Source organism: Martinezella sp. CNPSo 3732 (genome assembly GCF_057784515.1).
In genome coordinates, this window is sequence record NZ_JBXSOO010000001.1 from 1,030,512 (window position 1) to 1,054,871 (window position 24,360).

Annotated in this window: 25 protein-coding genes; 13 read left to right on the plus strand and 12 right to left on the minus strand. The window is 59.3% G+C overall.

Annotated features, from left to right (window positions below):
• Nucleotides 1-18: 18 nt before the first annotated feature.
• Entirely contained in the window at nt 19-1,620 is a 1,602-nt protein-coding gene (locus AC13RM_RS04685; protein ID WP_488554643.1) for an ABC transporter substrate-binding protein, read from the minus strand.
• Nucleotides 1,621-1,943: 323 nt separating this feature from the next.
• The gene (locus AC13RM_RS04690; protein WP_285170718.1) at nt 1,944-2,522 is read right to left on the minus strand and encodes a TetR/AcrR family transcriptional regulator; all 579 of its coding nucleotides are present in this window, start codon (nt 2,520-2,522) and stop codon (nt 1,944-1,946) included.
• 139 nt (nt 2,523-2,661) lie between these two features.
• Between AC13RM_RS04690 and AC13RM_RS04695 the strand changes: the two genes are divergently transcribed.
• The 5 genes from AC13RM_RS04695 to AC13RM_RS04715 all read left to right on the plus strand — a co-directional run bounded on the left by AC13RM_RS04695 (nt 2,662) and on the right by AC13RM_RS04715 (nt 5,464).
• Nucleotides 2,662-3,396: an SDR family NAD(P)-dependent oxidoreductase gene (locus AC13RM_RS04695; RefSeq protein WP_488554644.1), complete on the plus strand. Its 735-nt coding sequence runs from the start codon at nt 2,662-2,664 to the stop codon at nt 3,394-3,396.
• Nucleotides 3,397-3,460: 64 nt separating this feature from the next.
• Nucleotides 3,461-4,228, plus strand: a complete 768-nt coding sequence (locus tag AC13RM_RS04700; protein ID WP_488554645.1) for an SDR family NAD(P)-dependent oxidoreductase — start codon at nt 3,461-3,463, stop codon at nt 4,226-4,228.
• A 27-nt stretch (nt 4,229-4,255) separates the two neighbouring features.
• Nucleotides 4,256-4,858 carry an NADPH-dependent F420 reductase gene (locus AC13RM_RS04705; protein ID WP_488554646.1) on the plus strand — a complete coding sequence of 201 codons (603 nt, stop codon included), beginning with the start codon at nt 4,256-4,258 and terminating at the stop codon, nt 4,856-4,858.
• Between the two features lie 10 nt (nt 4,859-4,868).
• Nucleotides 4,869-5,066: a Rossmann-fold NAD(P)-binding domain-containing protein gene (locus AC13RM_RS04710; RefSeq protein ID WP_208409431.1), complete on the plus strand. Its 198-nt coding sequence runs from the start codon at nt 4,869-4,871 to the stop codon at nt 5,064-5,066.
• The gene (locus tag AC13RM_RS04715) at nt 5,039-5,464 is read left to right on the plus strand and encodes a hypothetical protein (protein WP_208409430.1); all 426 of its coding nucleotides are present in this window, start codon (nt 5,039-5,041) and stop codon (nt 5,462-5,464) included. Before AC13RM_RS04710 ends, AC13RM_RS04715 begins: the two co-directional genes overlap by 28 nt.
• A gap of 308 nt (nt 5,465-5,772) precedes the next feature.
• On the opposite strand, the gene AC13RM_RS04720 is transcribed toward AC13RM_RS04715, so the two are convergent.
• From AC13RM_RS04720 to AC13RM_RS04735, 4 genes are all read right to left on the minus strand, one after another.
• Nucleotides 5,773-6,996, minus strand: a complete 1,224-nt coding sequence (locus AC13RM_RS04720; protein WP_488554647.1) for an amidohydrolase family protein — start codon at nt 6,994-6,996, stop codon at nt 5,773-5,775.
• Entirely contained in the window at nt 6,888-7,577 is a 690-nt protein-coding gene (locus tag AC13RM_RS04725) for a type 1 glutamine amidotransferase domain-containing protein (RefSeq protein WP_113232653.1), read from the minus strand. Before AC13RM_RS04725 ends, AC13RM_RS04720 begins: the two co-directional genes overlap by 109 nt.
• Before the next feature lie 159 nt (nt 7,578-7,736).
• Complete coding sequence (locus AC13RM_RS04730) at nt 7,737-8,036, minus strand: YciI family protein (RefSeq protein ID WP_113232652.1); 300 nt, start codon at nt 8,034-8,036, stop codon at nt 7,737-7,739.
• A gap of 17 nt (nt 8,037-8,053) precedes the next feature.
• Complete coding sequence (locus tag AC13RM_RS04735; RefSeq protein WP_113232657.1) at nt 8,054-8,629, minus strand: flavodoxin family protein; 576 nt, start codon at nt 8,627-8,629, stop codon at nt 8,054-8,056.
• A 199-nt stretch (nt 8,630-8,828) separates the two neighbouring features.
• Here AC13RM_RS04735 and AC13RM_RS04740 point away from each other — a divergent pair, with 199 nt between their 5' ends.
• Nucleotides 8,829-9,743 carry a LysR family transcriptional regulator gene (locus tag AC13RM_RS04740; RefSeq protein ID WP_113232651.1) on the plus strand — a complete coding sequence of 305 codons (915 nt, stop codon included), beginning with the start codon at nt 8,829-8,831 and terminating at the stop codon, nt 9,741-9,743.
• Between the two features lie 16 nt (nt 9,744-9,759).
• Here the strand turns inward: AC13RM_RS04740 and AC13RM_RS04745 are convergent, their stop codons facing one another.
• The 4 genes from AC13RM_RS04745 to AC13RM_RS04760 all read right to left on the minus strand — a co-directional run bounded on the left by AC13RM_RS04745 (nt 9,760) and on the right by AC13RM_RS04760 (nt 13,201).
• Entirely contained in the window at nt 9,760-10,653 is an 894-nt protein-coding gene (locus tag AC13RM_RS04745; RefSeq protein WP_113232650.1) for a LysR family transcriptional regulator, read from the minus strand.
• A gap of 134 nt (nt 10,654-10,787) precedes the next feature.
• Nucleotides 10,788-11,582, minus strand: coding sequence for a carboxymuconolactone decarboxylase family protein (locus AC13RM_RS04750; RefSeq protein ID WP_113232649.1), 795 nt, complete (start codon nt 11,580-11,582; stop codon nt 10,788-10,790).
• A 141-nt stretch (nt 11,583-11,723) separates the two neighbouring features.
• On the minus strand, nt 11,724-12,707 hold the full coding sequence (locus tag AC13RM_RS04755) for an aldo/keto reductase (protein ID WP_113232648.1): 984 nt from the start codon (nt 12,705-12,707) through the stop codon (nt 11,724-11,726).
• 116 nt (nt 12,708-12,823) lie between these two features.
• Entirely contained in the window at nt 12,824-13,201 is a 378-nt protein-coding gene (locus tag AC13RM_RS04760; protein ID WP_113232647.1) for a DUF2255 family protein, read from the minus strand.
• A gap of 394 nt (nt 13,202-13,595) precedes the next feature.
• Here AC13RM_RS04760 and AC13RM_RS04765 point away from each other — a divergent pair, with 394 nt between their 5' ends.
• Nucleotides 13,596-14,732 (plus strand): ROK family protein, encoded by a 1,137-nt coding sequence (locus tag AC13RM_RS04765; protein ID WP_488554648.1) that lies wholly within the window; start codon nt 13,596-13,598, stop codon nt 14,730-14,732.
• Between the two features lie 15 nt (nt 14,733-14,747).
• Here the strand turns inward: AC13RM_RS04765 and AC13RM_RS04770 are convergent, their stop codons facing one another.
• Nucleotides 14,748-15,794 (minus strand): Gfo/Idh/MocA family protein, encoded by a 1,047-nt coding sequence (locus AC13RM_RS04770; protein WP_113232656.1) that lies wholly within the window; start codon nt 15,792-15,794, stop codon nt 14,748-14,750.
• Between the two features lie 275 nt (nt 15,795-16,069).
• On the opposite strand from AC13RM_RS04770, the gene AC13RM_RS04775 reads away from it, so the two are divergent.
• The 6 genes from AC13RM_RS04775 (at nt 16,070) to AC13RM_RS04800 (ending at nt 22,452) form a co-directional block, all read left to right on the plus strand.
• Nucleotides 16,070-17,368 (plus strand): type 2 periplasmic-binding domain-containing protein, encoded by a 1,299-nt coding sequence (locus AC13RM_RS04775; protein ID WP_374822321.1) that lies wholly within the window; start codon nt 16,070-16,072, stop codon nt 17,366-17,368.
• A gap of 67 nt (nt 17,369-17,435) precedes the next feature.
• Nucleotides 17,436-18,365, plus strand: a complete 930-nt coding sequence (locus tag AC13RM_RS04780) for a carbohydrate ABC transporter permease (protein WP_440479882.1) — start codon at nt 17,436-17,438, stop codon at nt 18,363-18,365.
• Nucleotides 18,362-19,204, plus strand: coding sequence for a carbohydrate ABC transporter permease (locus AC13RM_RS04785; RefSeq protein ID WP_440479883.1), 843 nt, complete (start codon nt 18,362-18,364; stop codon nt 19,202-19,204). Before AC13RM_RS04780 ends, AC13RM_RS04785 begins: the two co-directional genes overlap by 4 nt.
• 40 nt (nt 19,205-19,244) lie before the next feature.
• Nucleotides 19,245-20,483, plus strand: a complete 1,239-nt coding sequence (locus tag AC13RM_RS04790) for an ROK family transcriptional regulator (protein WP_440479884.1) — start codon at nt 19,245-19,247, stop codon at nt 20,481-20,483.
• Between the two features lie 31 nt (nt 20,484-20,514).
• Nucleotides 20,515-21,369: a sugar phosphate isomerase/epimerase family protein gene (locus AC13RM_RS04795; protein ID WP_440479885.1), complete on the plus strand. Its 855-nt coding sequence runs from the start codon at nt 20,515-20,517 to the stop codon at nt 21,367-21,369.
• A gap of 21 nt (nt 21,370-21,390) precedes the next feature.
• Nucleotides 21,391-22,452 (plus strand): ABC transporter ATP-binding protein, encoded by a 1,062-nt coding sequence (locus AC13RM_RS04800; RefSeq protein ID WP_440479886.1) that lies wholly within the window; start codon nt 21,391-21,393, stop codon nt 22,450-22,452.
• A gap of 71 nt (nt 22,453-22,523) precedes the next feature.
• Here AC13RM_RS04800 and AC13RM_RS04805 read toward each other — a convergent pair.
• A partial coding sequence (locus tag AC13RM_RS04805) for an efflux RND transporter permease subunit (protein WP_488554649.1) occupies nt 22,524-24,360 on the minus strand: 1,837 nt, incomplete at its 5' end.

A 24,360-nucleotide genomic window follows, 5' to 3' on the forward strand; every position in this document is an offset into this window, starting at 1 on the left:
CAGTCCTGCCTGCCCAGCTCAGGCGTTTGGGCTCAGCCATATCTGGCCGAAACTGTTGTTGATGCCCTGCGCACCGGGGGCGAAATTCTTGACCCGCTTGTTGGCAACGATCTGCGCGCCTGCCGCCACCAGGTCGACGGAAACGACATCATCATGGATGATATGCTGGAACTTGTACCAGAGCTGGCGGCGCTTGCCTTCATCCGGCTCGACGGCAGCGGCTTCAAGAAGGGCATCGACCTCAGGGTTGGAGTAATGGCTGGCATTGGAGAACACCAGGCCGATCTTGAAGTTCTTCGACCAATAGGCGCGCTGCACGCCAAGCGTCGGGTCGAACGTATTGGACAGGGACTCGATGACCAAATCCCAGGCACGCTCCGTGTAGACGGTCTTCAGGAAGGTGGCGAGATCCAGCTTCAGGATTTCGGCATCGATGCCGACGGCAACGAGCGACTGCTTGATGAAGTCGGCATAGGATGGCTGCAGGAATGAATTATAGGCAAGCCGGAGCTTGAAGCGCGTGCCATTGGCACCGCGCGGATAGCCGGCGTCGTCGAGCAACTTGTTGGCGAGCTTGGGATCGTGTTCACGCGCCTTGATGCTCGGATCATACCATTTTGGCAAGGCTGTGCTGATCGGGCTTGGAGAGACCTTTGCATAGCCGAACAGGGCGATGTCCACCAGCTTCTGTAGGTCGATGGCATGAGCGATCGCCAGCCGCACATCCTTCTTCTTGAGGATCTCGTTCTCATAGTTGAAGAATAGCTGCTGCTGCGGCCCGGAATAGGCGTAGGTCGTGGTGTCGACGACCAGGTTGGCATTGGCCTTCAACCGCTCGATATCCGAAAGCGGCACCGGGTTCGCGCCAATGTCGATCTCTCCCGTCTCAAGTGCTGCGGCCCGTGCTGCCGGATCGAGAATGACACGCAGGACCACCCGGTCGAGATAGGGTTTCGGCGCGTCCCAATAATTCGGATTGCGGTCGAAGATCAGATGGCTGCCGGGCACCCATTCCTTGAGGATGAAAGGACCGGTGCCGATCGTCTGGGCAAGGGTCGGCTGCTCGGTCGGCTTGAAGGTCTCGTAGATATGCTTCGGCACGATCGGCGATTCCGAACTGCCGAGCGCGGAGATCAGATAAGGAGCCGGCTTGGACAGAACGATGACAGCAGTAAGCGGATCGGGCGTTTCGACCGATGTGATGTTCTGAAACGTAATGCGCCCGCGCGGATGCGCTTCCTTCAAGCGAAAGATGGTGAACTTGACATCCTCGGAGGTAAAGTCCTTGCCGTCATGCCATTTGACACCCTTGCGAAGCGCGAAGGTGTAGCGAAGGCCATCACCACTGACGGACCATGATGTCGCCAGAAGCGGCTTTGGATTGAGATCATAGTCGAAATCGAGCAGCCCCTCGTTGATCTTCGGTCCGATCGCCTGGCCCGTACCGGAGGACGTGTTGATCGCGATCAGCGCCGTCGGATCGGGATAATAGGCCCAGTTCAGGGTTCCGCCGCTCACCGGCGTTTCCGCCGCACTTGCCCATGACGGGGTGCCTCCCAAGGCTAGACCTGCGCCTCCAAGGAGCAGCAATTGGTTGAAGTGGCGGCGATTGATCGACATTTGCTCGCTCCGAAAATTAGCGTTACCGGGCACCAGTCCCGTCGCGGAAATGATCGTGTCGAAACCCGAAGATCCAAAGGCAGTTTTTCTAGCGCGAGGCGAAAGCAATCCTTCCCGCAAGCATTATCGGGCCTTTGCCGTATGGAGCGGTGCAGACGTCCACTCCCCTTCCGATCACTAGAAATTATGCGGGTTGGCGGCCGCATTCATGGCATTTGGGCAGCTGCTTCAGGCTTTCGCAACCAAGAGGCAGCTTTGCGCGGACAGCGGCGTAGTCCGCTTCGTTGCCTGGAACAATTCCAGGAAAAATGCGCAGACCTTGTTCAAACTGTTGCCTTCTTGACGGCGTTGCGAGGCCAATCTGTCAGAAGGGCGCTCGTCACGAGGTGAACGAGATGATCCGCGCGCGGCGCGAATGAAGGTTGATCGACCGCCCAGCCGAGAGCCGTTATCAGGGCGAACAGGTCGTCCCCATTCATATCGGCGCGCGCTGTTCCCTCGGCCTGGGCGCGCAGCAGTAGTCGCGCCCCTGCCGAGTGCACCGCTGCGCACGAAGCATAAAGAGCGGAGTCGGGGTTCGTGTGAGCGGCCGCCATCATGGCGACAACGCCCCTAGAGCTTTGGGTGAATTCCACCAATTCTCGAAACCAGGAGAGAAGTGCTTCGTCGGCCGAAGTCGACCGTTCGAGTTCGGCTGCCCTCCGCGTCAGTGCGTCCAGATGAGTACACAGCAGCGCCTCGAACAACGCCTCCCGCGTCGGGAAATGACGAAGCAGCGTGGCCAACCCGACGCCGGCCCGGCGGGCAATGTCACGCATCGACGCGTCCACACCATGCTCGGCGACAACGTCACGCGCGACGGTGAGAATTTGGCTGCGATTTTTTTCTGCGTCGGCTCGCATGGATTACCTTGCTAAATGGATCAGTGATCCATATATGTGGATCGGCGATCCATTTGTGAATCGGATCAGTGATCCACTAGATAGCGTCCGTGGGCGCAAATGACAACAGGCGCTGTCCGACAGGACGGAAGGAGAAGTCATGGGAAAGCTTGAGGGTAAGATTGCAGTCATTACGGGTGGCGCGACCGGCATCGGCCTCGCCGCGGCAAAGCGGTTCATCGAGGAAGGCGCCTTCGTGTTCATTTTCGGCCGCCGGCAGGAAGCGCTCGATGCCGCCGTGGCCGATCTCGGGCCGAATGCCCGCGCGGTGAAGGGCTCGGTTTCCGATGAAGCCGATCTGGACCGACTCTATGCGGCGGTAAAGGCGGAGCGCGGAACCCTCGACATCGTCTTCGCCAATGCCGGGGCGGGCAGCCCACTTCCGCTCGGCAAGATCACTGCCGAACACATTGACGAGACTTTCGACACCAATGTGAAAGGCACGATCTTCACGGTCCAGAAGGCGCTACCGCTAATGAGCCAGGGCGGTTCGATCATCCTGACCGGATCTAGCGCCGGCACCACGGGCGCCCCGGCATTCAGCGCCTACAGCGCGAGCAAGGCAGCGGTGCGCAATCTCGCGCGGACCTGGGCCGAGGACCTGAAGGGCACCGGCATCCGCGTAAACGTGCTGTCGCCCGGGGCGACGGCGACCGACCTTGCGAAAGAGGCGCTTGGCGAGGAAGGCCAGAAGGCCTTTGCCGCGATGACACCGCTCCAGCGCATGGCCGATCCGGCGGAGATCGGAGCGGTAGCTGCGTTTCTTGCCTCACCGGACAGCAGCTTCATGACCGCCAGCGAAGTCGCCGTCGACGGCGGCCTTGCGCAACTCTGACGCGCCAAGCCCCGCCGGTCACCTCAGTAATCCCATTACGCACACATCCACGGAAGGAAATGATATGCCACAACCTCTTGAAGGAAAAACCGCTCTCGTTACCGGGGCATCGCGGGGTATTGGCCGCGCCATCGCCGAACGTCTTGCAAAGGATGGTGCGACGGTCGCGCTAACCTACAACGCCTCCAAATCTGGCGCGGACGAGGTGGTGGCGGCCATCGAGAATGCTGGAGGCACTGCATTCACGATCCACGCCGACCTCGCTGACCCGGCGACCGTGCCGACCTTATTCGAGAGACTCGACGACGAGTTCACCAAGCGGAAGGGAAGCGAAGCTCTCGACATTCTGGTCAACAACGCCGGCAACTCCGGCTGGGTTGGCTTCAAGGACGCGACGCCGGACAGTTGGGACACCCTGATCGCGGTCTATGCCCGCGCGCCCTTCTTCATCGTTCAGGCGGCTCTGGATCGTCTCGCCGATGGCGGATGCATCATCAACATCTCTTCCGCCGCCGCCACGAAGCCCGTGACGGCCGCGCCCGTCTACTCGATGGCCAAAGCGGCGATCAACAACCTCACCCATGCGCTGGCGGCCGAGCTCGGGCCGCGCGGAATTACCGCGAACGCCGTCGCGCCCGGCTACACGCGAACGGACGTGAACGCAGCCATCCGGGAAAACCCCGAACTCGTCAAGACGGTCGAAGCTGAAATCGCATTGGGACGCTTTGGCGAGCCTTCGGAAATTGCTGCCGTCGTGGCGTTCCTGGCCTCCGATGACGGCCATTGGGTGACGGGCCAGACGATTGAAGCAAGCGGCGGCTACAGGCTCTGACCGCGCCGACATTCGAAGGAGAATATCATGAGCTATGCAATTATCGGCTTCGGCAAGATCGGCCACGCTATTGCCAGGGCGTTCGCCCGCAAGGGCATGGAAGTATCCGTTGCAGCCACACGCGACCCGGCAAGCTTTGCATCCGAAGCTGCGGCAATCGGACCGGAAATCATCCCCACAACCCTGGCAGACGCCGTCAAGGCAGACGTCATCTTTTTGGCTGTCCGCTTCGAACAGCATCCGGAGGTCGCGAAGGCGTTGCCCACGTGGCAAGGGAAGACGATCGTCGATGTGACCAATGCCTACGGCGTGCCCCTTGAGAAACTGAGAGGGCAGCCGTCGTCCAAATTCGTCGCGCAGGCCTTTTCTGGTGGAAGACTGGTCAAGGGTTTCAATCATCTGGCTGCCGCCGTCCTTGACCAAGATCCGGCTGTACATGGTGGCAGGAGAGTGGTGTTCCTGGCAAGCGACGACGACGACGGCGCGATAGCGGAGATTGCTGCGCTTGCCGAACAACTCGGCTTCTCGCCGATCAATCTTGGCGGCCTTTCGGAAGGTGGACTGCTCGTTCAGGCGCGCGGCAATAGCTGGGGTCAACTGATCTTTAAGGACTTGGTCAAGTTCGATTGAGGAATCGTACATGAGCACTATCAGCATCATCGGATCCGGCGGCATGGCCGCCAGCGCCGCACATACCGTCGAGGTGGTCAGCCGAGATCCCGCCAAGGCGCGGGCGCTCGCCAAGCAGATTGGAGCCGGAGGGGCGACAGGGACTTACGGCGTGGCCCGGGGGACATCGTCATCCTGGCCGTGCCTTACACCAGCGCCGCAGCGGTAGTCGCCGATTACGGGGACTCGCTTGACGGCAAGGTGATTATCGATATCACCAATCCCGTTGCCTCCGATCTTTCGGGCCTCGTCACCCCGCACGGCAGTTCTGGTGCGCAGGAGATCGCCAAGGGCCTGCCTGCCGGCGCGCCTATCGTGAAGGCGTTCAACACCATCTTCGGTCACGTGCTGGCCAAGGGTGGGTACCTCGACGCATTCATCGCGGCCGACGACGCGAAGGCGAAGGCGCGCGTCTCCATCTTCCTCGAAAGTCTCGGGCTGCGTCCGTTTGACATTGGCGGTTTGCACATGGCCCAGACGCTGGAAGCGCTCGGCCTGATGATGATCGGCCTGGCCAGAAACGGCGCTGGTACCTGGAACTTCGCCATGAACGTCGATCTTGGCTGAACCATCGACGGCGTGGCCGGAGATTGGGAGCCCGCGTTTGACGCCGAGGCGGCATTCGCATTGATTGAGACGTCGCTCCTCGCGACGGAAGAGCCGCAAATCCTGGGTTCTTGATGAGATTGGAACCAACGACCCATTTATTATAAATTCCTGTGTGACAGCATGGCGAGCGAAGCCCAGGCCTTATCCGGCTGGAATAACCGGGGCCGCCGCTGCCTCAGTAGCTAGATCAGAAGCTCTGCCGGTACCTTTTGCTCCAGCTCAGTATGGCTTGGCTAGGTACTTGCATCGATACGAACGCCTCCATATTACCGCTCGCCACAAATACCTGGATGCGATGGTGGCCGAACCTCGACACGCCTTGCGGTTAGGTTCTCCCAGTTTCGATAAGCGAACTTCGCTTTGCTGGTATCGTCTAGGTCCAGGCCGTCTATGAAACGTCGTGCGTCGCCTCCTGGACGGTATTGGTACGGGTAGTCGGTCGAGAATAGGATTCGATCAATCCCGACAGTATCGATGGCCTGTTGCAGGTAGGACGGGCTGAACATTCCGCTGGCGGTGAGATAGAGATTGTTTCGAACATACTCGATGAACGGCCGCTGGAGCTCGGACGCCCGGTCAAGCATGACGAGCCGTTCAAGATAGAAAAGCACCAGCTCGCCCCAATGGCCCAGGATCACCTGAAGGGTTGGATAGCGGTCGAAAACCCCTCCCAGGATCAGGCGCACGAACTGGACACCCGCCTCGAAATGCCATCCAAGCGCGAAAGAGGACAGAGCGAGATCGACGGGAGCACCGAAGCCCGTATAATAGGAGTTGCGCACGCTCGTCTGCGGAATTTGCGGATGGATCATGAGCGGGATATTGAGCTCCGCCGCACAGGCAAAAGTCGGCTCGAAGATCGAATGGTCCAGATTTTTGTTGCCGACCCGTCCGAAAAGAACGGCACCCTTGCAGCTAAGATCGTTGATGGATCGTTGTAACTCCAACGCCGCCGCGTCAGCCTTAGCGGATGGCAGAGCCGCCATAGCCTGAAAACGGGACGGATTGGTAGCGACGGCCTCCGCCAGCAGGTCATTGGCACGCCGCGCGAGATCGATGCCTTGACGGCCGAGGTTATTGAGGCCGGGTGTCGTCAAGGAGAGAACCTGAACATCAACGCCCGTTTCGTCCATTAGAGCCAGCCGTTGGTCTCCGATATCGGCAAGCCGCTCGCCGATCACTCCCTGATTGAGACCGAGTGTCCCGTCACCGGCGCCGGGTATGGTGTTCCACGCATCCTTTACCTCGTGAGGAAGGATGTGTTCTTCGATCGCGATGATCTTCATCCCTGAAACCTTTATATTTTGCTTCTCGGTGATTTCAGCTTTTGCCGGTCCGTGCACGGAGGATGGCTCGCTGAAAGGGAGCCGGAGACCGTCGCTCAGCCGCTGGCGGTCAATCGCTCGACGAGAGCTTGGCCGACGCCATGCGCCGAAGCTGGATTCTGCCCAGTGATCAAACGGCCATCGGTGACGATGTTCTCCGACCAATTGGCCGCAGCCTGATGCAGGGCGCCGCGTTGCTTGAGAGTGGTCGCCAGAAGATATGGAACCACATTCGTATATTTGACCTCGGCTTCCTCCTCATCGGTAAAGGAGGCAAGCTTCTTGCCAGCCACGAGATAACTGCCGTCGGACAGTGTCGCATTCACCAGCGCGGCGGGGCCATGACAGACAGCCGAGACGATGCCGCCCGCTTCCCAGATTTCGCGGATGACCTTTTGTACTGCCTCGCTGTCGGCAAAATCCCACATCGTGCCATGCCCGCCGGCGAAGAAGACTGCCGAGTAGCGCGACGGATCGAGATCCTTCAGGATCAATGAGTTGGCCAGCGCGCTGCGGAACTCCTTATCCTTCCAATAGCGGGCATTGGCCGCATCGGACAGATCGAAGAAGTCGATCGGCGGGTGGCCGCCGCGGATCGAAGCGATTTCGTAGGGAATTCCAGCTTCGCCAAAGACTTCCAGCGGATGTGTGAGTTCGACCATGGCAAACCCGGTCGGCTCGCCGCTATCGCCCCGGATCGGGTGACTGGTGACTACACACAGGATGGGCTTGATTGTATTTGCCATGGTCGGTTCCCTCGGGATTTAAGCGAGGCCATGGCGATCGCGAAGCGATAGTTCACGTCGCTCTTCAACATGGCTCACAGGCTTCATTGATCTTCTGGATGGGGATGATCTCGACATCCGCGGCTCAGCCGCGCGCCAATCGCTCGAACGAAGATGAGATCAGGCGTTGCCGGGAGCGAAGAGCGATTCCCAGTTCGTAAAAGGACCGAGCGGAATCACCTCCCAACCGATCAGGCCAGCCTTGGCGAGGGGGAATTCGGCAAGCGCCGCCTTGGCGGCTTCGATGGACTCTGCTTCCGCGATGATGGCAACACCGGGACGGTCCTGCCTGAAGTAGATGTCACGGATGATACCGCCTTTGTACATCTGCCAGGCGTGACGGGCCTCATCCTGCATATGCGGCCCATATTTCTCCAGCGAGGCGCCAGGCTGTGGCACGTCGAGACAAAGCAATTTCATGATCAGGTTTCCTTGGTTTACAGACGGGTGGGCTGGAACCGGCGGGTCGTCTCCGCCACGCGCCGGCCGAGGTATTGAGCCGTTTTCAAGTCGCTGCCGATCGGCGCGTCGTTCGGGGCCTGGTCCACGTTGGATTGGGTCATGACCCCCAGCCAGCTTCCCAGCCGGTTGAGATCGTCCACGCTGCCGGTGCTGCTGCTGTTGCCCGGCATCATATCGAGGCCGACCCAGATCATGCCGTGTTGGGCTGCGAATAGAGCAATCGATATGAGCGAGTTCAGCTTGTCGCCATGCTGGGCTCCGGAATTCGTAAAGCCGGCCGCAATCTTGTTGCGCCACTTTTGGGCCGACCACGCCGCCTTGGTCGAATCCTCGAAGAACTGCTTGAGCTTGGCGCTGATCAGGCCGTTATAGGTCGGCGATCCGAAGATGATGGCATCGCTGCGCTCGAGCGCTTCCCAGTCCATCGGCCCGTCCGCGACGGCGATCAGTTTCACCTCGGCCTCTCGTACTTCACCAATCCCGGCCGCCACAGCCTCGGCAACGCGCGCGGTGTGGCCGAAGCCACTGTCATATACGATTGAAATCAACAACTTGATCATCTTCCTGCAATGAAAATGCGCATGACGGGAAACGATTTTGGGGCGAACTGCCCCAACCGCACTGAAAAATGTCATTTGCTTGATCTCATCAATATCTTAGAATGGTATTCAGTAGTGGCGATTGTTTTTCACTTCTTTACTTCCTGGAATTCCGCAATCGCGCCATAAAGGCGTCTGAAAAGGTTTCGCCATGCGCGACAGATTTGACGGGATAGAAGTTTTTGTAGAAGCGGTCGAAGCTGGAGGGTTCAAACGCGCGGCCGATCGGCTGTCCCTCACGCCCTCCGCAGTCGGCAAAGCCATTGCACGGCTGGAAGAGCGGCTGGGCGTCCGCCTGTTTCAACGAACGACGCGCACGCAATGTCTGACTGAAGACGGCCAGCAATATTACGAGCGCTGTCTGCGTGCCATCGAGGAATTGCGCACGGGCGAATCCCTCTTGGAAACGGGACGCCGCGAGGTCGTTGGCAAGCTTCGCGTGTCACTACCTGTCTTGTTTGGCCGCTACTGCGTTGCGCCCATTCTGCGTTCCTATGCTCGCCAGCATCCGAAGCTCGAACTCGAACTCAGCTTCAACGATCGTCAGGTTGATATGATCGCCGATGGTTTCGACCTTGCCGTACGCAACGGCGCGCTTGGCAATGGGACGTCGTTGCGCGCTCGGCGGCTCGTCGGCCAGCGCAAGGCGCTGTGTGCGTCTCCCGCATATCTTGCAGAACGCGGACAGCCGCATTCCCTTGCCGAGTTGAGGGATCACGACATGCTCGTCTATTGGCGCAACGATTATGCGTTACCTTGGCGGCTTCCGGACGTATCGGGGGACCTCGTTGATGTGCCCGTCAGTTCCAGACTCCGTTTCGATGATCTTGAAGCTATCACGGATGCTGCGGTCGAAGGCATGGGACTTGCGTGGCAGCCCCACTGGCTCATCAGCAATCACATACGCGCTGGCAGACTGGTTGAACTTTGGACGGACAGGCCAAGTGCGACGATCGAAGCCTATGCCGTCTGGCCGGCTGCACAGCATCTGCCGTTACGGTCCAGGCTCGCGATCGACGCTCTTGCCAGCGAATTGCCGAAACTTTTCGGCCAGGAGGCTGTTTAATTCGCCCAGTGTCCAATCATGTTGAATGACGCAATGCGTTCACAAGAAGGGAAAATGCTGGAGAGGATTGACGGCGGCTGGGATAGTACAGGTGAAAACCCTCCCAATAGGGTGAATAATCCTCAAGAAACCGGTGCAGCCGCCCGGTTTCGAGATGGGGCTTGGCGATATCTTCGGGGACATAGGCAAAACCGAAGCCGTCGAGCGCCGCCTCGAGAACATTATAGATGGTGTTGAAGACGAGCTGTCCGTCCACCCTGACCTTCACTTCGCGTCCTTGCTCCTCGAATTCCCAGGCGTAGAGACCACCATATGTCGGAAGTCGAAGATTGATACAGCGATGCTGGGTCAACTCTTTTGGATGTCCCGGGATATCCCGAGAAGCAAAATAGGACTCCGCGGCGACCACCGCGAAGCGCACATCCGGACCGATCCGAACGGAGATCATGTCCTTGGCGATCTGTTCGCCAAAACGTACGCCTGCGTCGTAACGATCGCTGACGATGTCCTGCAAGCCGTAATTTACATCCAGCTCAAGCCTGATGTCCGGATACTGGTGAAGAAAGCTTCGAAGCTTCGGCCAAATGTAATGCTGGATCTGGTAATCGCCTGCCGTCAAACGGATGGTGCCGGCAGGTTTTTCGCGCAGTGCGTTGAGGCCATCGATCGCCGTTCCGATTTCATCAAAAAGTGGACCAACGCTGGTAAGCATCCGCTCGCCGGCCTCGGTTGGCGAGACGCTGCGCGTCGTTCTCGTCAGCAGCCGCACGCCAAGCCGCTCCTCGAGCTGGCGAATCGTGTGACTGAGCGCCGACTGTGAAACTCCGAGCTTAGCGGCGGCTTTGGTGAAACTGCGTTCTCTCGCGACCAGCAGGAACACCATCAGGTCGTTGATGTTCTGTCGCTCCACTCATGATTCCTTCTCATGACCATATGTTCATTTATAAAGCACATGATCATGAAATAGTAGCGGCTTCGGTTGGGGCAGTGATTATGCCGATCAGCGTCGCCATTCCTTCACGCTCTCGGCGACCAATTTGGCGTTCATTTCGGTCGGTTGCGCAATACCTCACCGACAACGGTCGAAGCGGAGAACGCGTTCGGCCATCCTGCATAGAAGGCCGTTTGGGCCACGACTTCTCCTGCTTCTTCAGCGGTGAGGCCATTATCCATCGCCCGGTTGAGGTGATAGGTGATCTGGGCACTCTGGCCCGAAGCGATCAGCGAGCTTACGGTCACAAGGCTCCGGTCCCGTGGCGCAAGACCCGGCCGCTGCCAGAGATCGAGAAAGAGCGGTTCGGCGGTAAAGAGCACCAAGCCCGGCGAAATCTGTCCCACATTTTTCTCAACGGCCGCTGCGCGCCGCTGCTCGGCTTCCTCATTCAAAGGCAGCAATTGCGGAGAAGCCGCGGGAAGCTTAGTGGCCGCAATATTGCGTTCGGCAAACACATCCTTCGTCACGGCGATGGCAGACATGGCATTCGGCCATCCTGAATAGAAGGCAAGATGAGTTATGATCTCCGAGACTTCACTCGGAGTGACGCCGCTATCGAGAGCGACATTTACATAATGCCTCAGATCGAAACCCTGGTTTCGGGCGATCAGGACCGACAGCGTAACAATGCTGCGATCACGTCGCGAGAGCTGTGGCCGCTGCCACAGATTTCCAACCACATCTTCTTCGGTGTACCGGCCGAGAGCGGGCGATACCGAACGGATGTCGCCGGTCGTCAATGACGAGGCATGTTCTGGCATAGCTCCGCCGCCCATTCCTTCCTGAGCAAAGACAGGCTCGCCCATCGTGAGCGAGATCGCCGTGGCCGCCAAGATCCGTTTCATTGACATTCCCTTCGATTTGATTGTTGTGGAGCATCCATCCCGTCAGACGCCTCGCATGCACGAGGATGGACGCGACTTTGCCGATCAGCTGAGAGTTAGTGCATGCCCGCCAAAGCGGCCTGGGCCTGGCATCGACGATACTCAGAGTCCAGAACGGCGCAGTATGGCCTCTGGGTAGCGGGCGCCCTGGATCACGATATTGGCCTGTTCGATTTCGTCGAGATCGGACTGATCCAGAGCAATATCCAATGCGCCGATGTTCTCCTCGAACCGCTCGAGCTTGCGCGTGCCGAACAGAGGAACAATCCAGGGCTTCCGGGCCAAGAGCCAGGCTAGCGCTACCTGCGCCGGTGTCGCGCCATGCTTCTCGCCGATCTTGCGGATCAGGTCGACCAGCTTTTGGTTGGCAATGCGGGCTTCCTCCGAGAAGCGAGGAGTTTCGGCCCGGATATCGGAACTGTCGAACTTGGTATTGACGTCGATCGTGCCGGTCAGAAATCCTTTTCCCAGCGGGCTGTAGGGAACGAGCCCGATACCGAGCGCCTCGATGGTCGGAATGATTTCGGCCTCAGGTTCGCGGGTCCAGAGGGAATATTCGCTCTGCAATGCCGCAACCGGCTGCACGGCATGTGCCCGCCGAATGGACTGAGCGCCGGCTTCTGACAAGCCGAACCACAATACTTTTCCTTCCGCGATCAGATCCTTCACCGTCCCCGCGACATCTTCTATCGGCACTTCGGGATCGACCCTGTGCTGGTAATAGAGATCGATATGGTCAGTGCGCAGACGCTTCAGGCTGCCTTCGATAGAGCGGCGAATCTGCGCCGGCTTGCTGTTGACCCCACCACGATGCCGGCCTGTTTCCTGATCGATGTCCCAGCCAAATTTCGTGGCGATCTTGACCTTGTCGCGGACGGGGGCGAGCGCCTCTCCCACCATTTCCTCATTCGTCCACGGGCCATAAACTTCGGCGGTATCGAAAAAATCCATGCCGCGTTCGACCGCAGTGCGAAGAAGGGCGACCATTTCCGCCCGGTCAGGAAGCTCGCGCGCCTTACCGTAGCCCATAGCGCCGAGCGACAAGGCGGAAACCTCCAGACCCTGGCCCAGTTTACGCTTGATCATATTGCTCTCCTTCTTCGAGTTGCTGCCGAATGGCCGACGTCACTGCGATGCGGCAGGCGCGTTGCATTCCTCAGACGATTGCGTAGCGCGAAGATCATCCCGATCCGGCGGCTTCCTCACAAATTCTCGCGCAGAACGATCTTCACGGTAGCAACACGCGCTTGAGCGCTGATCATCGGAGCTAGGTATTGGCTCTTGCCGTATTTAGCGCGATAGGCATCGTCGATGCGGTCGTTGATCGACCCTTCAACCGGTTCGAAAGCGACCTCTCGTGTCACGCCTGCTGCGATGATCCGGCCGGCCTTCTGACGGACTGCCGCCTGATACCAGCGAGACCTCCGACCATGGTAGCCGCGCACGTAGAGACTGCCATCGACGACAACCTCCCAGATCCAGGTCGGGGTGCCGTAGGTGATACCATCCTCGCGAAATGGCGCAATCTTCAGATCGTCTGCCTCGTCGATCTTCGAAAGCTCATCCTGTGACCAGTTCATTGTCATCCTTCATCGCTTGCCAGAGGCACCGAATATAGTGTGATGGCCATGCCTCGATTAGACGCGGCAATTTGCATGAACTTATGAATGACACTAAACAATGAAGAGTTCCGGCAGCCGGCGTTTCGTTCCCATCGCAATCCAAAGACGACCGACACGCCTCTTCGGTTGCCTGCCGGGAAAATATCAATCGACGTACACGGCAAGTCGATTCAACCAGCAAAGATCAGCATTCAGAGTGGCCATGAGAATGGTGCCGAAAACTGGCATCAGCATATGAAGACGTAGAGCCACGTCTTGTTCCGCGCATTATTTTTTCCGGCGATGCTGATAGTTAGGGGCATCATCATTTGTCCATGATACACAAGCGTCAAGGTGCGCAAGGAAATAGATCATGCGGTATCTTCGATCCGGCCCACGGTGGCGCCCGCCGGAGGAGACGGATGTTACGCGGGGCAAGACCCTCGGTCTGCGGTCGGGAGAAATCGCCGATAGAAATATTCGCGTCATCCTGGAGGCGATCCGCCGACACGGGCCTTTGACCCGCATGGAGCTCGGAAAGCATTCCGGACTGACCGGGCCGGGAATCACCAATATTCTGCGCCGGCTTGGCGATGAAGGGCTGGTAACATCGCATCGGCGCAATGGCGCCGGCGGGGGTGCGACCCCAACTGAATTTGCCCTGCGGCCAGAAGGGGCCTTCTCGATCGGCATTCGTGCCCGTCAAAATCGCGGCGAAGCGGTTCTCGTCGATCTCAGCGGCCAGGTTCACGACCGCATTTATTTTCCCCTCACCCGGACAACGCGGGTCGCATCAATCCTTTCGGCGATCGAGGACATGATTGGTCGCCGTGCCGACTTGCCGATCATCGGCCTGGGTATTGGCTCGAATGACTGGAGCCCGGAAGAAAGCGATCAACTGGATGCCGCATCGAAACTCCCGCGCAGCTATGTCGAGAACGAATGCACGGCAAGCCTGCTCGCCGAGCGCACGATCGGCACACCGGCACCGAGAGGCGGGCTCGCGATGATCATCATCGACGAGGATGTCCAGGCCGGATTTCTCGTTCGTGGCGTTCCCTATTCGGGCGTTCATGGACGCGCGGGCAATATCGGCGAGATGCGCACCGGTCCCGACAATATCCGCTTGAACACGGTCGCCGGCTTCGATGCGCTGCGCAGATTGGTAAGCGACGACGAATTCCGGCGCCTTCTGGCAGGCGAGGAGCCATCTTCCCCGCTGATAGCGCAGTGGATACGCGAGGCCGCAAGCCATCTGCTCGACCCGATCATCGCGATTGCCGGCTTCATCGCGCCGAGCGTGATCATGATCGGCGGCGACCTGCCGCGCGGCGTCATCGAGGCGCTGATCCATCAGCTTTCCGTCGAGCGCCGCGACACGTCGAAACGGCCATTCCTGACGCCCTGGATTTCACCGATGAAGCCGGCAAGCTTCAGCGGCGGCGGCGTGGCGCTGGGAGCGGCACTTCTGCCTCTCCTCAACACTCTTCTGCCGCCGGTCTCCGGCTGAATCTCGCTTCTGGATTCAGGCAAGCGCCTCGTCTTTATGGCTGATGTCCGAGGCGAGTGCCTTGTCCAGGACCTTCTGTATGTTTGCCGCGCGGCGGAAGGAGGGTTCCTGGGTCGTGCCCATCCTGACGGCCTGAACGAAGCGCTGGTAGTTCGTCTCAACGTCATCGAAGGGGATATCACACCAGGTCGCCGTGTGAACATCTTCGCCGAGACAGGCGCGGAGCGTCGATTTTCCTGTGTCGTAGATGATCTCGATCGAGCCTGTCTCGCCGTAAACCCTCAAGCGCAGCTGGTCCATCTGCCCCGCGGCGGTGCGCGTCGCCTGGATCGTGCCGATCGCTCCCGTCGTGAAGTCGACATTCATTGTGAAGCTGTCATTCGCATCGAGATCGTATTCGCCGATCCTGTCGCCCGGCGCCTTGCTGAAGGTCTTCAGCCGCGCGAAAACATGAGCAACATCAAGTCCGGAACCATAGGACGCAAAGTCGACGATATGGATACCGATGTCGCCGAGCGCGCCGTTCGAACCGTGCTTCCTGCTGAGGCGCCACAGCCATTTGCTCTCCGACTTCCAATCTCCCCAATGCCGGCCAACAAGCCAACTCTGCAGATGAGAGGCTTCGACATGCCTCACCGCGCCGATCTCGCCGGCGAGCACCATCTGCCGGCCCTTCTGCAAGGCAGGCGAATTGCGGTAGGTGAAATTCACCATGCCGACCTTGCCTGCTTTTTCGATAGCCTCGGTCATTTCCATCGCCTTGGCCGCATCTGTCGCAAGCGGCTTTTCGCAGAAGACATGCTTGCCGGCCGCAATCGCCTGCAGCGTCGTCGGGTGGTGAACAGCGTCGGGCGTCACGTTGGCAACAGCGTCAAACTCGCCCCAGGCCAAGGCCTCTTCCAGCGAGGCAAAACGATTGGGAATACCGTGTTCCGAGCAAAAAGCGGCGAGCCGCTCGGGCACGACATCGACGCCGCCCACGACGCTGACGCCTTCGATCTCCTTGAAACTTGCCGCATGCTTGTTGGCCATTCCGCCCGTGCCGAGAATGAGTAGGCGCATCTGATCCTCCATAGATGTCAGGTTTGGCTATTTTCACAGCCGAGGCAAAAGCCTCACTGCCCACCGCGATATCCACGATGGTTCGACTGTTCCGTGATCGGGAAATGGGGCTTGAGGCCGCTAGCTGCTGTCGAATGTCATCAGCATCTCAATCCTCCCGAGCTGCGACTTGACATCAAACCAAAGTAACTTAATCTAATTAGTGCAGCATGGAAATGAGGAGAGGTCAACTGGCCACCATGCTGTATCCGTTTAAAATGGGGAGGAGACCCATCATGAAGAGAGCGTTCGTCAGCGCGCTAGCGCTGAGCACAATGTTGTTTTCAGTGCCTGCCGCATTTGCCCAAGAATTGGCGACAAAGGACAGGATCGGCCTCGCCGACGCGCCGAAAACACTCACTGTCCGGCTCACGAACGATAGTCAGAACAATGCCGATCCAGCCATCGCCCAGGGCTATCAGAAGCTCTTCGTCGATTTCATCAAGAAGCATCCCGACTGGAAGCTGCAGATGCAGTTCATGTCGGCTGATATCGGCACAGAACAGGCAAAAATGCTCGAACAGGCAAAGGCCGGCAATGCTCCGGATTGCGCCGCCGTCGACTCCTTCGTCCTCTCGCAGTTCATGGTCAATCATGTGCTCGCCGACTTCACGCCTTATTTTTCGAAGGACGAAGTCGCCGATCTCTTCCCCTTCATCCGCAACGGTATCACTGACAAGGATCAGACGATTCGCGCCTGGTGGTGGGATACCGACCTTCGTGTGCTCTATCGAAACAAATCCATCGTTCCCGACGCACCGCAGACCTGGGACGACCTGAAGAAGGCCGGCATCGCCTCCGTCAAGGAGGGCATGGAAGGCATCCTCTTCAATGCCGGCCGCTATGAGGGCTCGACCTTCGACTGGCTTGCCAATTACTGGGCGCTCGGCGGCAAGCTCGTCGACGATAGCGGCAAGCCTGTTTTCGGCGAAGGCGAAAACAAGGAGAAGTTCCTCAAGGCGCTGACCTACTACAAGGATCTCGTCGATTCCGGTGCCGCACCCAAGCGCGTAACGACGATTGGCAACTATGACGACCTGAACGCCGCGGCGGCTGCCGGAACCACGGCGCTCTTCATCGGCGGCAACTGGCAGCTCGCCCAGTTAAAGGCAACGCTGGACCCGGACGAATTCGCCAACTGGACCTTCTCGCCGATTCCCGGCCCAACGGCCGATCAGCGCTCGACCGGCACGGGCGGCTGGACGATCGCCTCCTTCAGCAAGGACAAGGATAAGGTCGAGATGTGCGCCAATCTTGCCCGCGACATCTATATGGGGCCGGGCAATGCTTTGCAGCAGCAATTGCCGACACGCAAATCGCTCTTCGACAAATATGAGGTCTTCGCGACCGAAGCCAACAAGACCTTTGCCGAAGCTCTCGCCAACGGCCAGGCCCGCCCGGGCGCGCCGATCTATCCGGAAATCTCCAACCAGATCCAGATCATGATGGGCGACGTCCTCTCGGGAACCAAGCAGCCGGAAGAAGCCCTAAACGCGGCATTCAAGGCGACGATGGAGGCTTACAAGCGTCTCTAACGATTGTGATCGCGGCAGCGCCCTTGCGGGCGTTGCCGACAGTGTCTAACCCGGACAGAGAAGCCCAATGACCCCAATCGCCATCGAGGCTGCCACCCGGCCGCACAGCAGATCGTTCATGCGCCGCTTCGCCGGAGCGCCGCTTCCCTGGATCATGCCCGTGATCATCGTCATCGGAATCTTCTATCTCTATCCGGTGATCGACGTATTCCGCCTGTCCTTCACCAACGCCACGCTGATCGGCGACAATCAGGATTATACGCTCGCTTCCATTGCGAACATGCTGAGTTCGCCGCAGCTTCCCGACATTCTCTGGGCAACCCTCGTCTTCGTCGGCGGCAGCGTCGTCGGCCAGCAGATTCTTGGCCTTGCCGTTGCCGTCGTCGTCGTTCGCGGAGAAAAGCGCGGCCTGTTCGGCACAACGATTCTCAGAACCACGGCGCTCATCGCCTGGGTCGTGCCCGGCATTGCCGGCGGCATCATCTGGCAGATGCTGTTTTCGGAAGCACCCTATGGTGCGCTGAACAGCATTCTGCGGCTCATGCACCTGCCGACGGTCGCCTGGCTTTCCGATCCTGTGATCGCACCTTGGTCGGCGCTGATTTCGAACATCTGGCGCGGAACGGCATTCTCGATGGTCGTCATGTATGCCGCATTGAAAGCCATAGATCCCTCGCTCTACGAAGCGGCGGAAGTGGATGGTGCGACGGGCTCGCAGCAGTTCTTCTTCATCACCATTCCGCAGCTGCGCGCCGCCATTCTCGTCAACATGATCCTCATCACCATCATGACGCTCAACACTTTCGACGCGATCATAACGCTGACGGGCGGCGGGCCCGGCCGCGCTACCGAAGTCATATCGCTCTATGTCTTCAACATCGTCTTCCGCAACTACGATCTGTCCGGCGGCAGTGTGCTCTCGGTGCTGATGCTCATCATCAGCCTCGGACTGGCCGTCGTCTACGCATCATTCCTGCCGAAGGAGGATGAACGATGAGCAGGCGCACCGGCACGCGCTTCGGTGATTTACTGAGCTATCTCTTCATGCTGACGATGTTCGTCTTCTTCGCCGGCCCCCTCACCTACCTGCTGTCGATGGCGCTACGCGATAAACGGGAGATCTATCGCGGCGTGGCGCGCTATATCCCGCACAATCCCACCATCGACAATTTCATCACCGTGCTCAACAACAGCTACTTCCCGCTCTATCTCTGGAACGGCCTGAAGCTTGCGGCTCTGAGCGGCTTCGGCGTTTTGATCGTTGCCATGCCCGCGGCCTACGCCTTCTCGCGCTTCCAGTTCCGCGGCAAGGGCCTGTCTATGATGGGGCTTCTGCTCTTTCAGATGATCTCGCCGCTGGTCATCATGGTGCCGCTCTATCGTTACATGAACCGCCTTGGCCTGCTCGATACGCATTTCGCCGTGACGATGGTCTATATCGCGCTCGGCGTGCCGCTTGCGACATGGCTCCTGAAGAGCACGGTCGAAGGAATTCCCCGCAGCCTGGACGAAGCCGCGATGATCGACGGATGCAACCGTTTCTCCGTCTTCTGGCGGATCGTGCTGCCCCTGTCGGCACCGGGCATCGCCTCCGTCTTCATCATCACCGTGATTGCCGGCTGGTCGCAATTCCTCGTGCCTTTTCTGCTGCTCACGCAAAACAATTTGATGCCGATCGGTGTCGGGATCTTTAACTTCCGTGGCATGCAAACCGACTCGTCCATCCAGCTGCTGGCGGCCGCCTGCCTCATCTCCGTCGTACCGGCGATCGTGGCGTTCCTGTCGCTGCAGCGGCTGATCCTTGGCTCCATGACCAGTGGCTCGGTAAAGGGATGAGGCCGGTTTGCGCGTGCCAGACTGATAAAGGATCCCGACGATGAACCAAACGACCGGTGTCAAACTGTCTCCCGACCTGACCGGAGCCAATGTCGAGGATGCGGGCGAACATAATCGAGCCGTCGTTTTGCGCTGCATCCACCGGCAGGCACCGATTTCGCGTGCGGAAATCGCCCGGCAGACCGGCTTCACCAAGCCGGCGATCGCCCGCATCGTCGATCGCCTGCTGGACGAAGGGCTGATCATCGAAGCCCGCCGGCGCCACGGTCTGAGGGGGCAGCCGGCGATTGAGCTTGAGATCAACCCCGACGCCTTCTTTGCGATCGGCATCAATATCGATCGCGATCATCTGACGATCCTTGCAGCCGATGCTGTCGGCAACGTGCGCGCCCGCGTCCATCATGAGAAGCGCTACATCCTGCCCGGCGAATTCATGCAGCTGACCGCTGATGCGATATCGCACTTCCAGCGAAGCCGTCTGATCGACGACGCGCATCTGGCCGGTATCGGACTTGCGATGCCGGACTGGCTCGGCGAGATCGCCTTCCTGGGCAAGCCCGACGATTACGGAGAGTGGATGGATTTCGATGTGCGGGCCGCATTGGAAAACCTGACACAGCATCCCGTCTTCATCGAGAACGAAACCAATGCGGCAGCACTTGCCGAACTCGACTACGGGCTTGGCGCCGAAAGCCGCAGCTTCTTCTATATTTCAGTCAATGCCTGCCCCGGTGGCGGGCTTGTGCTCGACGGCGCCGGCCATCGCGGCGCCATGGGCCTAAGCGGAGAGATCGGATGGCTGCCAATCGTCGATCCACGTCACAGGGGAGGCCAGAAAGTCGAGCTTCTCGGCGAAATATTCTCGCTCTTCTTCCTCTACAAGTTCCTGGGCGAACATGGCATCGAGGCAAGCGTGCCCTCGGACCTCCTCACGCTGGATGCCCGCGGCAGGAAACTGGTCTCGCAATGGCTGAAGACGATGAGCGCGCATCTGGCCGTTGCGGTCAAGCACATCGGCATGATCGTCGATCCCGACGCCATTATCCTAGGCGGTCGCCTGCCAATCCGCATGATCGATGAGCTGCTGCGCTATGTCCACGACCACCTTGATATGGAGGATGCAACACTGCCATCGATCCACCGTGCCTCGCTCGGCGAGGACGCCTGTGCGATCGGCGCTGCAGCAATGCCGATGGCGGCAGCCCTCATGCTCGCCTCGGCCGACGAGGTCCAGCGCACGCGTTCACCACTCAAATTCATGGACCGCCTGAACAACTGAGCCGGCTGTCGCGGCCGCAGGGAGGATTTTGATGAGGATCGGTTTTTATACGTCGACATTCAATGACAGGCCATTCGAGGAGGTGGTGGATTTCGCCGCCTCAGCCGGATTCGATGCGATCGAAATCGATGTCCGCGGCCATATCAAGACGCCGGACAAGGTGCGAGCGGCGGTCGCCCTTGCCCGCGACCGAAACCTCTTCGTCTCCTCGATTGCCTTTTTCGGCAATCAGCTCGACGCCGATCGCGCCAAACGCGGCGAGCTTCGAGCCATCACCGAGGAATTCGCCGACGCGATCGGTGAAGCGGACGTGCCTATCTTCATTATCTTTCCCGGCCGCGACGATACCGCCGACGAGGACGCCAATTATGATGATTTCGCCGACTTCGCCAACCGGCTGATCGCCCGGACGACCTCGAGCGGGCTTATCATCGCGATCGAGAACTGGCCCGGCCCAAAGGACAATTTCATCGGTACCACGCCGAAAGGCTGGCAGGAGCTCTTCAAACGAATTCCCAACAGACGCTTCGGCCTCGAATTCGACCCTTCCCATCTCATCCGCATCGGCGTCGATCCCTATGCCGCCATGGATGCGGTCAAGGATCGCATCGCCATCCTTCATGCCAAGGATACCGCGATCGATGCGGCCGTTCAGCAGGCCGTCGGCTATCATGGCAAAGGGTGGTGGCAATACAAGCTGCCGGGCCATGGACTTCTCGATTGGCCGCGCTTCCTGCGTCAGGCGCGCGACAATGGCTTTGACGGCACGCTGTCGATCGAGCACGAGGATGCAGCTTTCGGTTGGCCGGGCAAGGATCTTGCTCAACGAAAGGAGGGCGAGCGCCTCGGCCTTGCCTATCTCCGAAAGGTCTTGAACGGGCTTTGAAGCTATCCGGAGGGACGGAAGATGGCACATGTCAGAGTGAACAACGCGCGCAAGGATTATGGCGCGTTCAAAGCGATCAAGGGCGTGTCGGTGGATATCCGCGACGGCGAGTTCGTCGTGCTCGTCGGCCCCTCGGGCTGCGGAAAATCCACGCTGCTCAGAATGATCGCCGGCCTGGAGGGGATCACCTCGGGCGATATCCAGATCGGCAAGCATATCGTCAACGATCTCGCGCCGAAGGATCGCGATATCGCGATGGTCTTCCAGAATTATGCCCTCTATCCTCATATGACGGTCGCCAAGAACATGGGCTTCTCCCTGCGGCTGAAGCGGATGCCGAAGGCGGAAATCGATCAGCGCGTCAGCAATGCCGCAAAGATCCTAGGACTCGAAAACCTTCTCGAGCGCTATCCGAAGCAGCTTTCCGGCGGCCAGAGGCAGCGCGTTGCCATGGGCCGGGCGATCGTGCGCGATCCCGCCGTCTTCCTCTTCGACGAACCCTTGTCGAACCTTGATGCGAAACTTCGCGTCCAGATGCGCTCCGAGATCAAGGAGATGCACCAGCGACTGCAGACCACAACCATATACGTCACGCATGATCAGATCGAAGCGATGACGATGGCCGACAAGATCGTTGTCATGAAGGATGGCCTGATCGAACAATCCGGATCGCCGCTCGAGCTCTATGACCGCCCGGTCAATCTCTTCGTCGCGGGTTTCATCGGCTCTCCCGCGATGAATTTCATCAAGGGCAGCATGACCAACGCCGGTTTCCGTACCACCGACGGGCTTATCCTGCCGAGCGAACAATATCCGCCGACCGCCGTGACCTATGGCATTCGCCCCGAGGATATCAAGCTGGTGGCCGACGGCATCGAGGTGGAAACCGTCGTCGTCGAACCGACGGGATCCGAAACGATGGTGATTGCCCGTCTCGGCACGCAGACGATCACCTGCGTGTTCCGCGAGCGGATCAGGGCCGCACCCGGCGATACCTTGCGTATCGCTCCGGCTCATAACGCCGTCCATCTCTTCGACGAAAATGGGCAGCGTATCGCTGATGGAGGGCGTCGGGGCCACTAATCGTGGCTCCGAACCAACGGTCATCATCTGCGGCAGGCCCAGCCCTGACGCTGGGCCTACATGCATGCTGGCTACGGCGTATCCGGCGTCGCGGCGGCAACGTCCGGTTCTTGCCCCGTTGCATCGGTCGATCTCTTGCCCTTGAAGACACGGCGGACGGAGACGAAGAGCAGCGGGATGAAGAAGATGCCGAGCACGGTCGCCGAGATCATGCCACCCATGACGCCGATGCCGATCGAGTTCTGGCTGCCGGAACCGGCCCCATTTGCGATCGCCAGCGGCAGCACGCCGAGGATAAACGCGAATGAGGTCATCAGGATCGGCCTCAGACGTTGCCTTGCCGCCTCGAGCGTCGCATCGATCAGGCCCTTGCCTTTACTCTGCTGCTCGATGGCGAATTCGACGATCAGGATGGCGTTCTTTGCCGCCAGACCGATTGTTGTCAGCAGGCCGACCTTAAAGTAGACGTCGTTCGACTGGCCGAAAATGGTTGCGGCCAGCAACGCGCCGAAGATGCCGATCGGCACCGACAGCATGACGGCGAACGGGATCGACCAGCTCTCATAAAGGGCGGCGAGTGCCAGGAAGACGACCAGGATCGAGATCGCATAGAGCTGGCTTGCCTGGTTGCCGGAGAGCTTTTCCTGGGCGGACAGGCTGGTCCAATCATGACTGAAGCCGGGCGGCAGTGTCGCCATGATCCTATCGATCTCGTTCATGGCGTCGCCCGAGGAGACACCGGGAGCAGCGGCACCCTGGATTTCGACGGCAGAGGCACCATTATAACGCTCCAGGCGCGGCGAACCATAGGTCCAGATACCTGAGGCGAAGGCCGAGAATGGCACCATGTCGCCACTGGAATTGCGCACATACCAGCGATCGAAATCCTCCGGCTGCATGCGGAACTTGCTGTCTGCCTGCACATAGACTCTCTTGACGCGGCCGCGGTCGATGAAGTCGTTGACATAGGTGCCGCCCCAGGCGGTCGACAAGGTCCCATTGATATCCGCCAGATCGACGTTCAAGGCGCGAGCCTTCTCCTGATCGATATGGATCGAATATTGCGGCGTATCGTCCAATCCGTTCGGGCGCGTGCCGCTCAGCTTCGTGCTTCCCGACGCCGCACCCAAGAACTGGTTGCGGGCGGCGATCAATGCGGTGTGACCTGCGCCGTTGATATCCTTGATGTAGAAATCGAAGCCGCTATTATTGCCGAAGCCGGGAATTGCCGGCGGCGCCAGCGCGAAGACATTGCCGTCCTTGATCTTGGAAAAGGCGGCCATCGCGCGTCTGGCGATCGCTTGGGCGGAGGCTTGCGGCGCCCTGCGCTGATCGAAGTCCTTCAGATCTACGAAGGCAACGGCAACGTTCTGGCCCTGACCGCTGAAATTGAAGCCGACGCTGCCAAAGACACCGTCGACATAGTCCTTCTCGTTGTTGAGATAATAATTCATGACCTGATCGAGCACTTTGCGGGTGCGTTCAGCGGTCGCGCCGGGAGGCAGCTGAATGCTGGTCAGAAGGCGTCCCTGATCCTCTTCCGGAAGGAAGGAACTCGGCAAGCGGTTGAAGAGATAACCGACACCGACGCCGATCAGGACGAAAATGACGAGGAACACGGCACCACGGCGGATCATGCCATGGATGGTGCGCTGATAACCGCGCGTTCCCCGCTCGAAATTGCGGTTGAACCAGCCGAACAGGCCGCGCTCACGTGTCCCATGCGCCGGGTTCTTGAGAATGGTGGCGCACAGGGCTGGTGTCAGAACGAGGGCAACGATGACGGACAGCACCATCGCCGAGACGATCGTCACCGAGAACTGCCGGTAGATGACGCCGACCGAACCGGAGAAGAAGGCCATCGGGATGAACACGGCCGACAAGACCGTGGCGATGCCGATCAGCGCT

Excerpts from the sequence above, each read along its gene's own strand:
- AC13RM_RS04705 (WP_488554646.1), top strand. The coding sequence starts at position 4,256 with ATGAGCTATGCAATTATCGGCTTCGGCAAGATCGGCCACGCTATTGCC.
- AC13RM_RS04750 (WP_113232649.1), bottom strand. The coding sequence starts at position 11,582 with ATGAAACGGATCTTGGCGGCCACGGCGATCTCGCTCACGATGGGCGAG.
- AC13RM_RS04695 (WP_488554644.1), top strand. The coding sequence starts at position 2,662 with ATGGGAAAGCTTGAGGGTAAGATTGCAGTCATTACGGGTGGCGCGACC.
- AC13RM_RS04730 (WP_113232652.1), bottom strand. The coding sequence starts at position 8,036 with ATGAAATTGCTTTGTCTCGACGTGCCACAGCCTGGCGCCTCGCTGGAG.
- AC13RM_RS04755 (WP_113232648.1), bottom strand. The coding sequence starts at position 12,707 with ATGATCAAGCGTAAACTGGGCCAGGGTCTGGAGGTTTCCGCCTTGTCG.
- AC13RM_RS04740 (WP_113232651.1), top strand. The coding sequence starts at position 8,829 with ATGCGCGACAGATTTGACGGGATAGAAGTTTTTGTAGAAGCGGTCGAA.
- AC13RM_RS04800 (WP_440479886.1), top strand. The coding sequence starts at position 21,391 with ATGGCACATGTCAGAGTGAACAACGCGCGCAAGGATTATGGCGCGTTC.
- AC13RM_RS04710 (WP_208409431.1), top strand. The coding sequence starts at position 4,869 with ATGAGCACTATCAGCATCATCGGATCCGGCGGCATGGCCGCCAGCGCC.
- AC13RM_RS04700 (WP_488554645.1), top strand. The coding sequence starts at position 3,461 with ATGCCACAACCTCTTGAAGGAAAAACCGCTCTCGTTACCGGGGCATCG.
- AC13RM_RS04790 (WP_440479884.1), top strand. The coding sequence starts at position 19,245 with ATGAACCAAACGACCGGTGTCAAACTGTCTCCCGACCTGACCGGAGCC.
- AC13RM_RS04780 (WP_440479882.1), top strand. The coding sequence starts at position 17,436 with ATGACCCCAATCGCCATCGAGGCTGCCACCCGGCCGCACAGCAGATCG.
- AC13RM_RS04775 (WP_374822321.1), top strand. The coding sequence starts at position 16,070 with ATGAAGAGAGCGTTCGTCAGCGCGCTAGCGCTGAGCACAATGTTGTTT.
- AC13RM_RS04725 (WP_113232653.1), bottom strand. The coding sequence starts at position 7,577 with ATGGCAAATACAATCAAGCCCATCCTGTGTGTAGTCACCAGTCACCCG.
- AC13RM_RS04760 (WP_113232647.1), bottom strand. The coding sequence starts at position 13,201 with ATGAACTGGTCACAGGATGAGCTTTCGAAGATCGACGAGGCAGACGAT.
- AC13RM_RS04685 (WP_488554643.1), bottom strand. The coding sequence starts at position 1,620 with ATGTCGATCAATCGCCGCCACTTCAACCAATTGCTGCTCCTTGGAGGC.
- AC13RM_RS04765 (WP_488554648.1), top strand. The coding sequence starts at position 13,596 with ATGCGGTATCTTCGATCCGGCCCACGGTGGCGCCCGCCGGAGGAGACG.
- AC13RM_RS04785 (WP_440479883.1), top strand. The coding sequence starts at position 18,362 with ATGAGCAGGCGCACCGGCACGCGCTTCGGTGATTTACTGAGCTATCTC.
- AC13RM_RS04795 (WP_440479885.1), top strand. The coding sequence starts at position 20,515 with ATGAGGATCGGTTTTTATACGTCGACATTCAATGACAGGCCATTCGAG.
- AC13RM_RS04690 (WP_285170718.1), bottom strand. The coding sequence starts at position 2,522 with ATGCGAGCCGACGCAGAAAAAAATCGCAGCCAAATTCTCACCGTCGCG.
- AC13RM_RS04770 (WP_113232656.1), bottom strand. The coding sequence starts at position 15,794 with ATGCGCCTACTCATTCTCGGCACGGGCGGAATGGCCAACAAGCATGCG.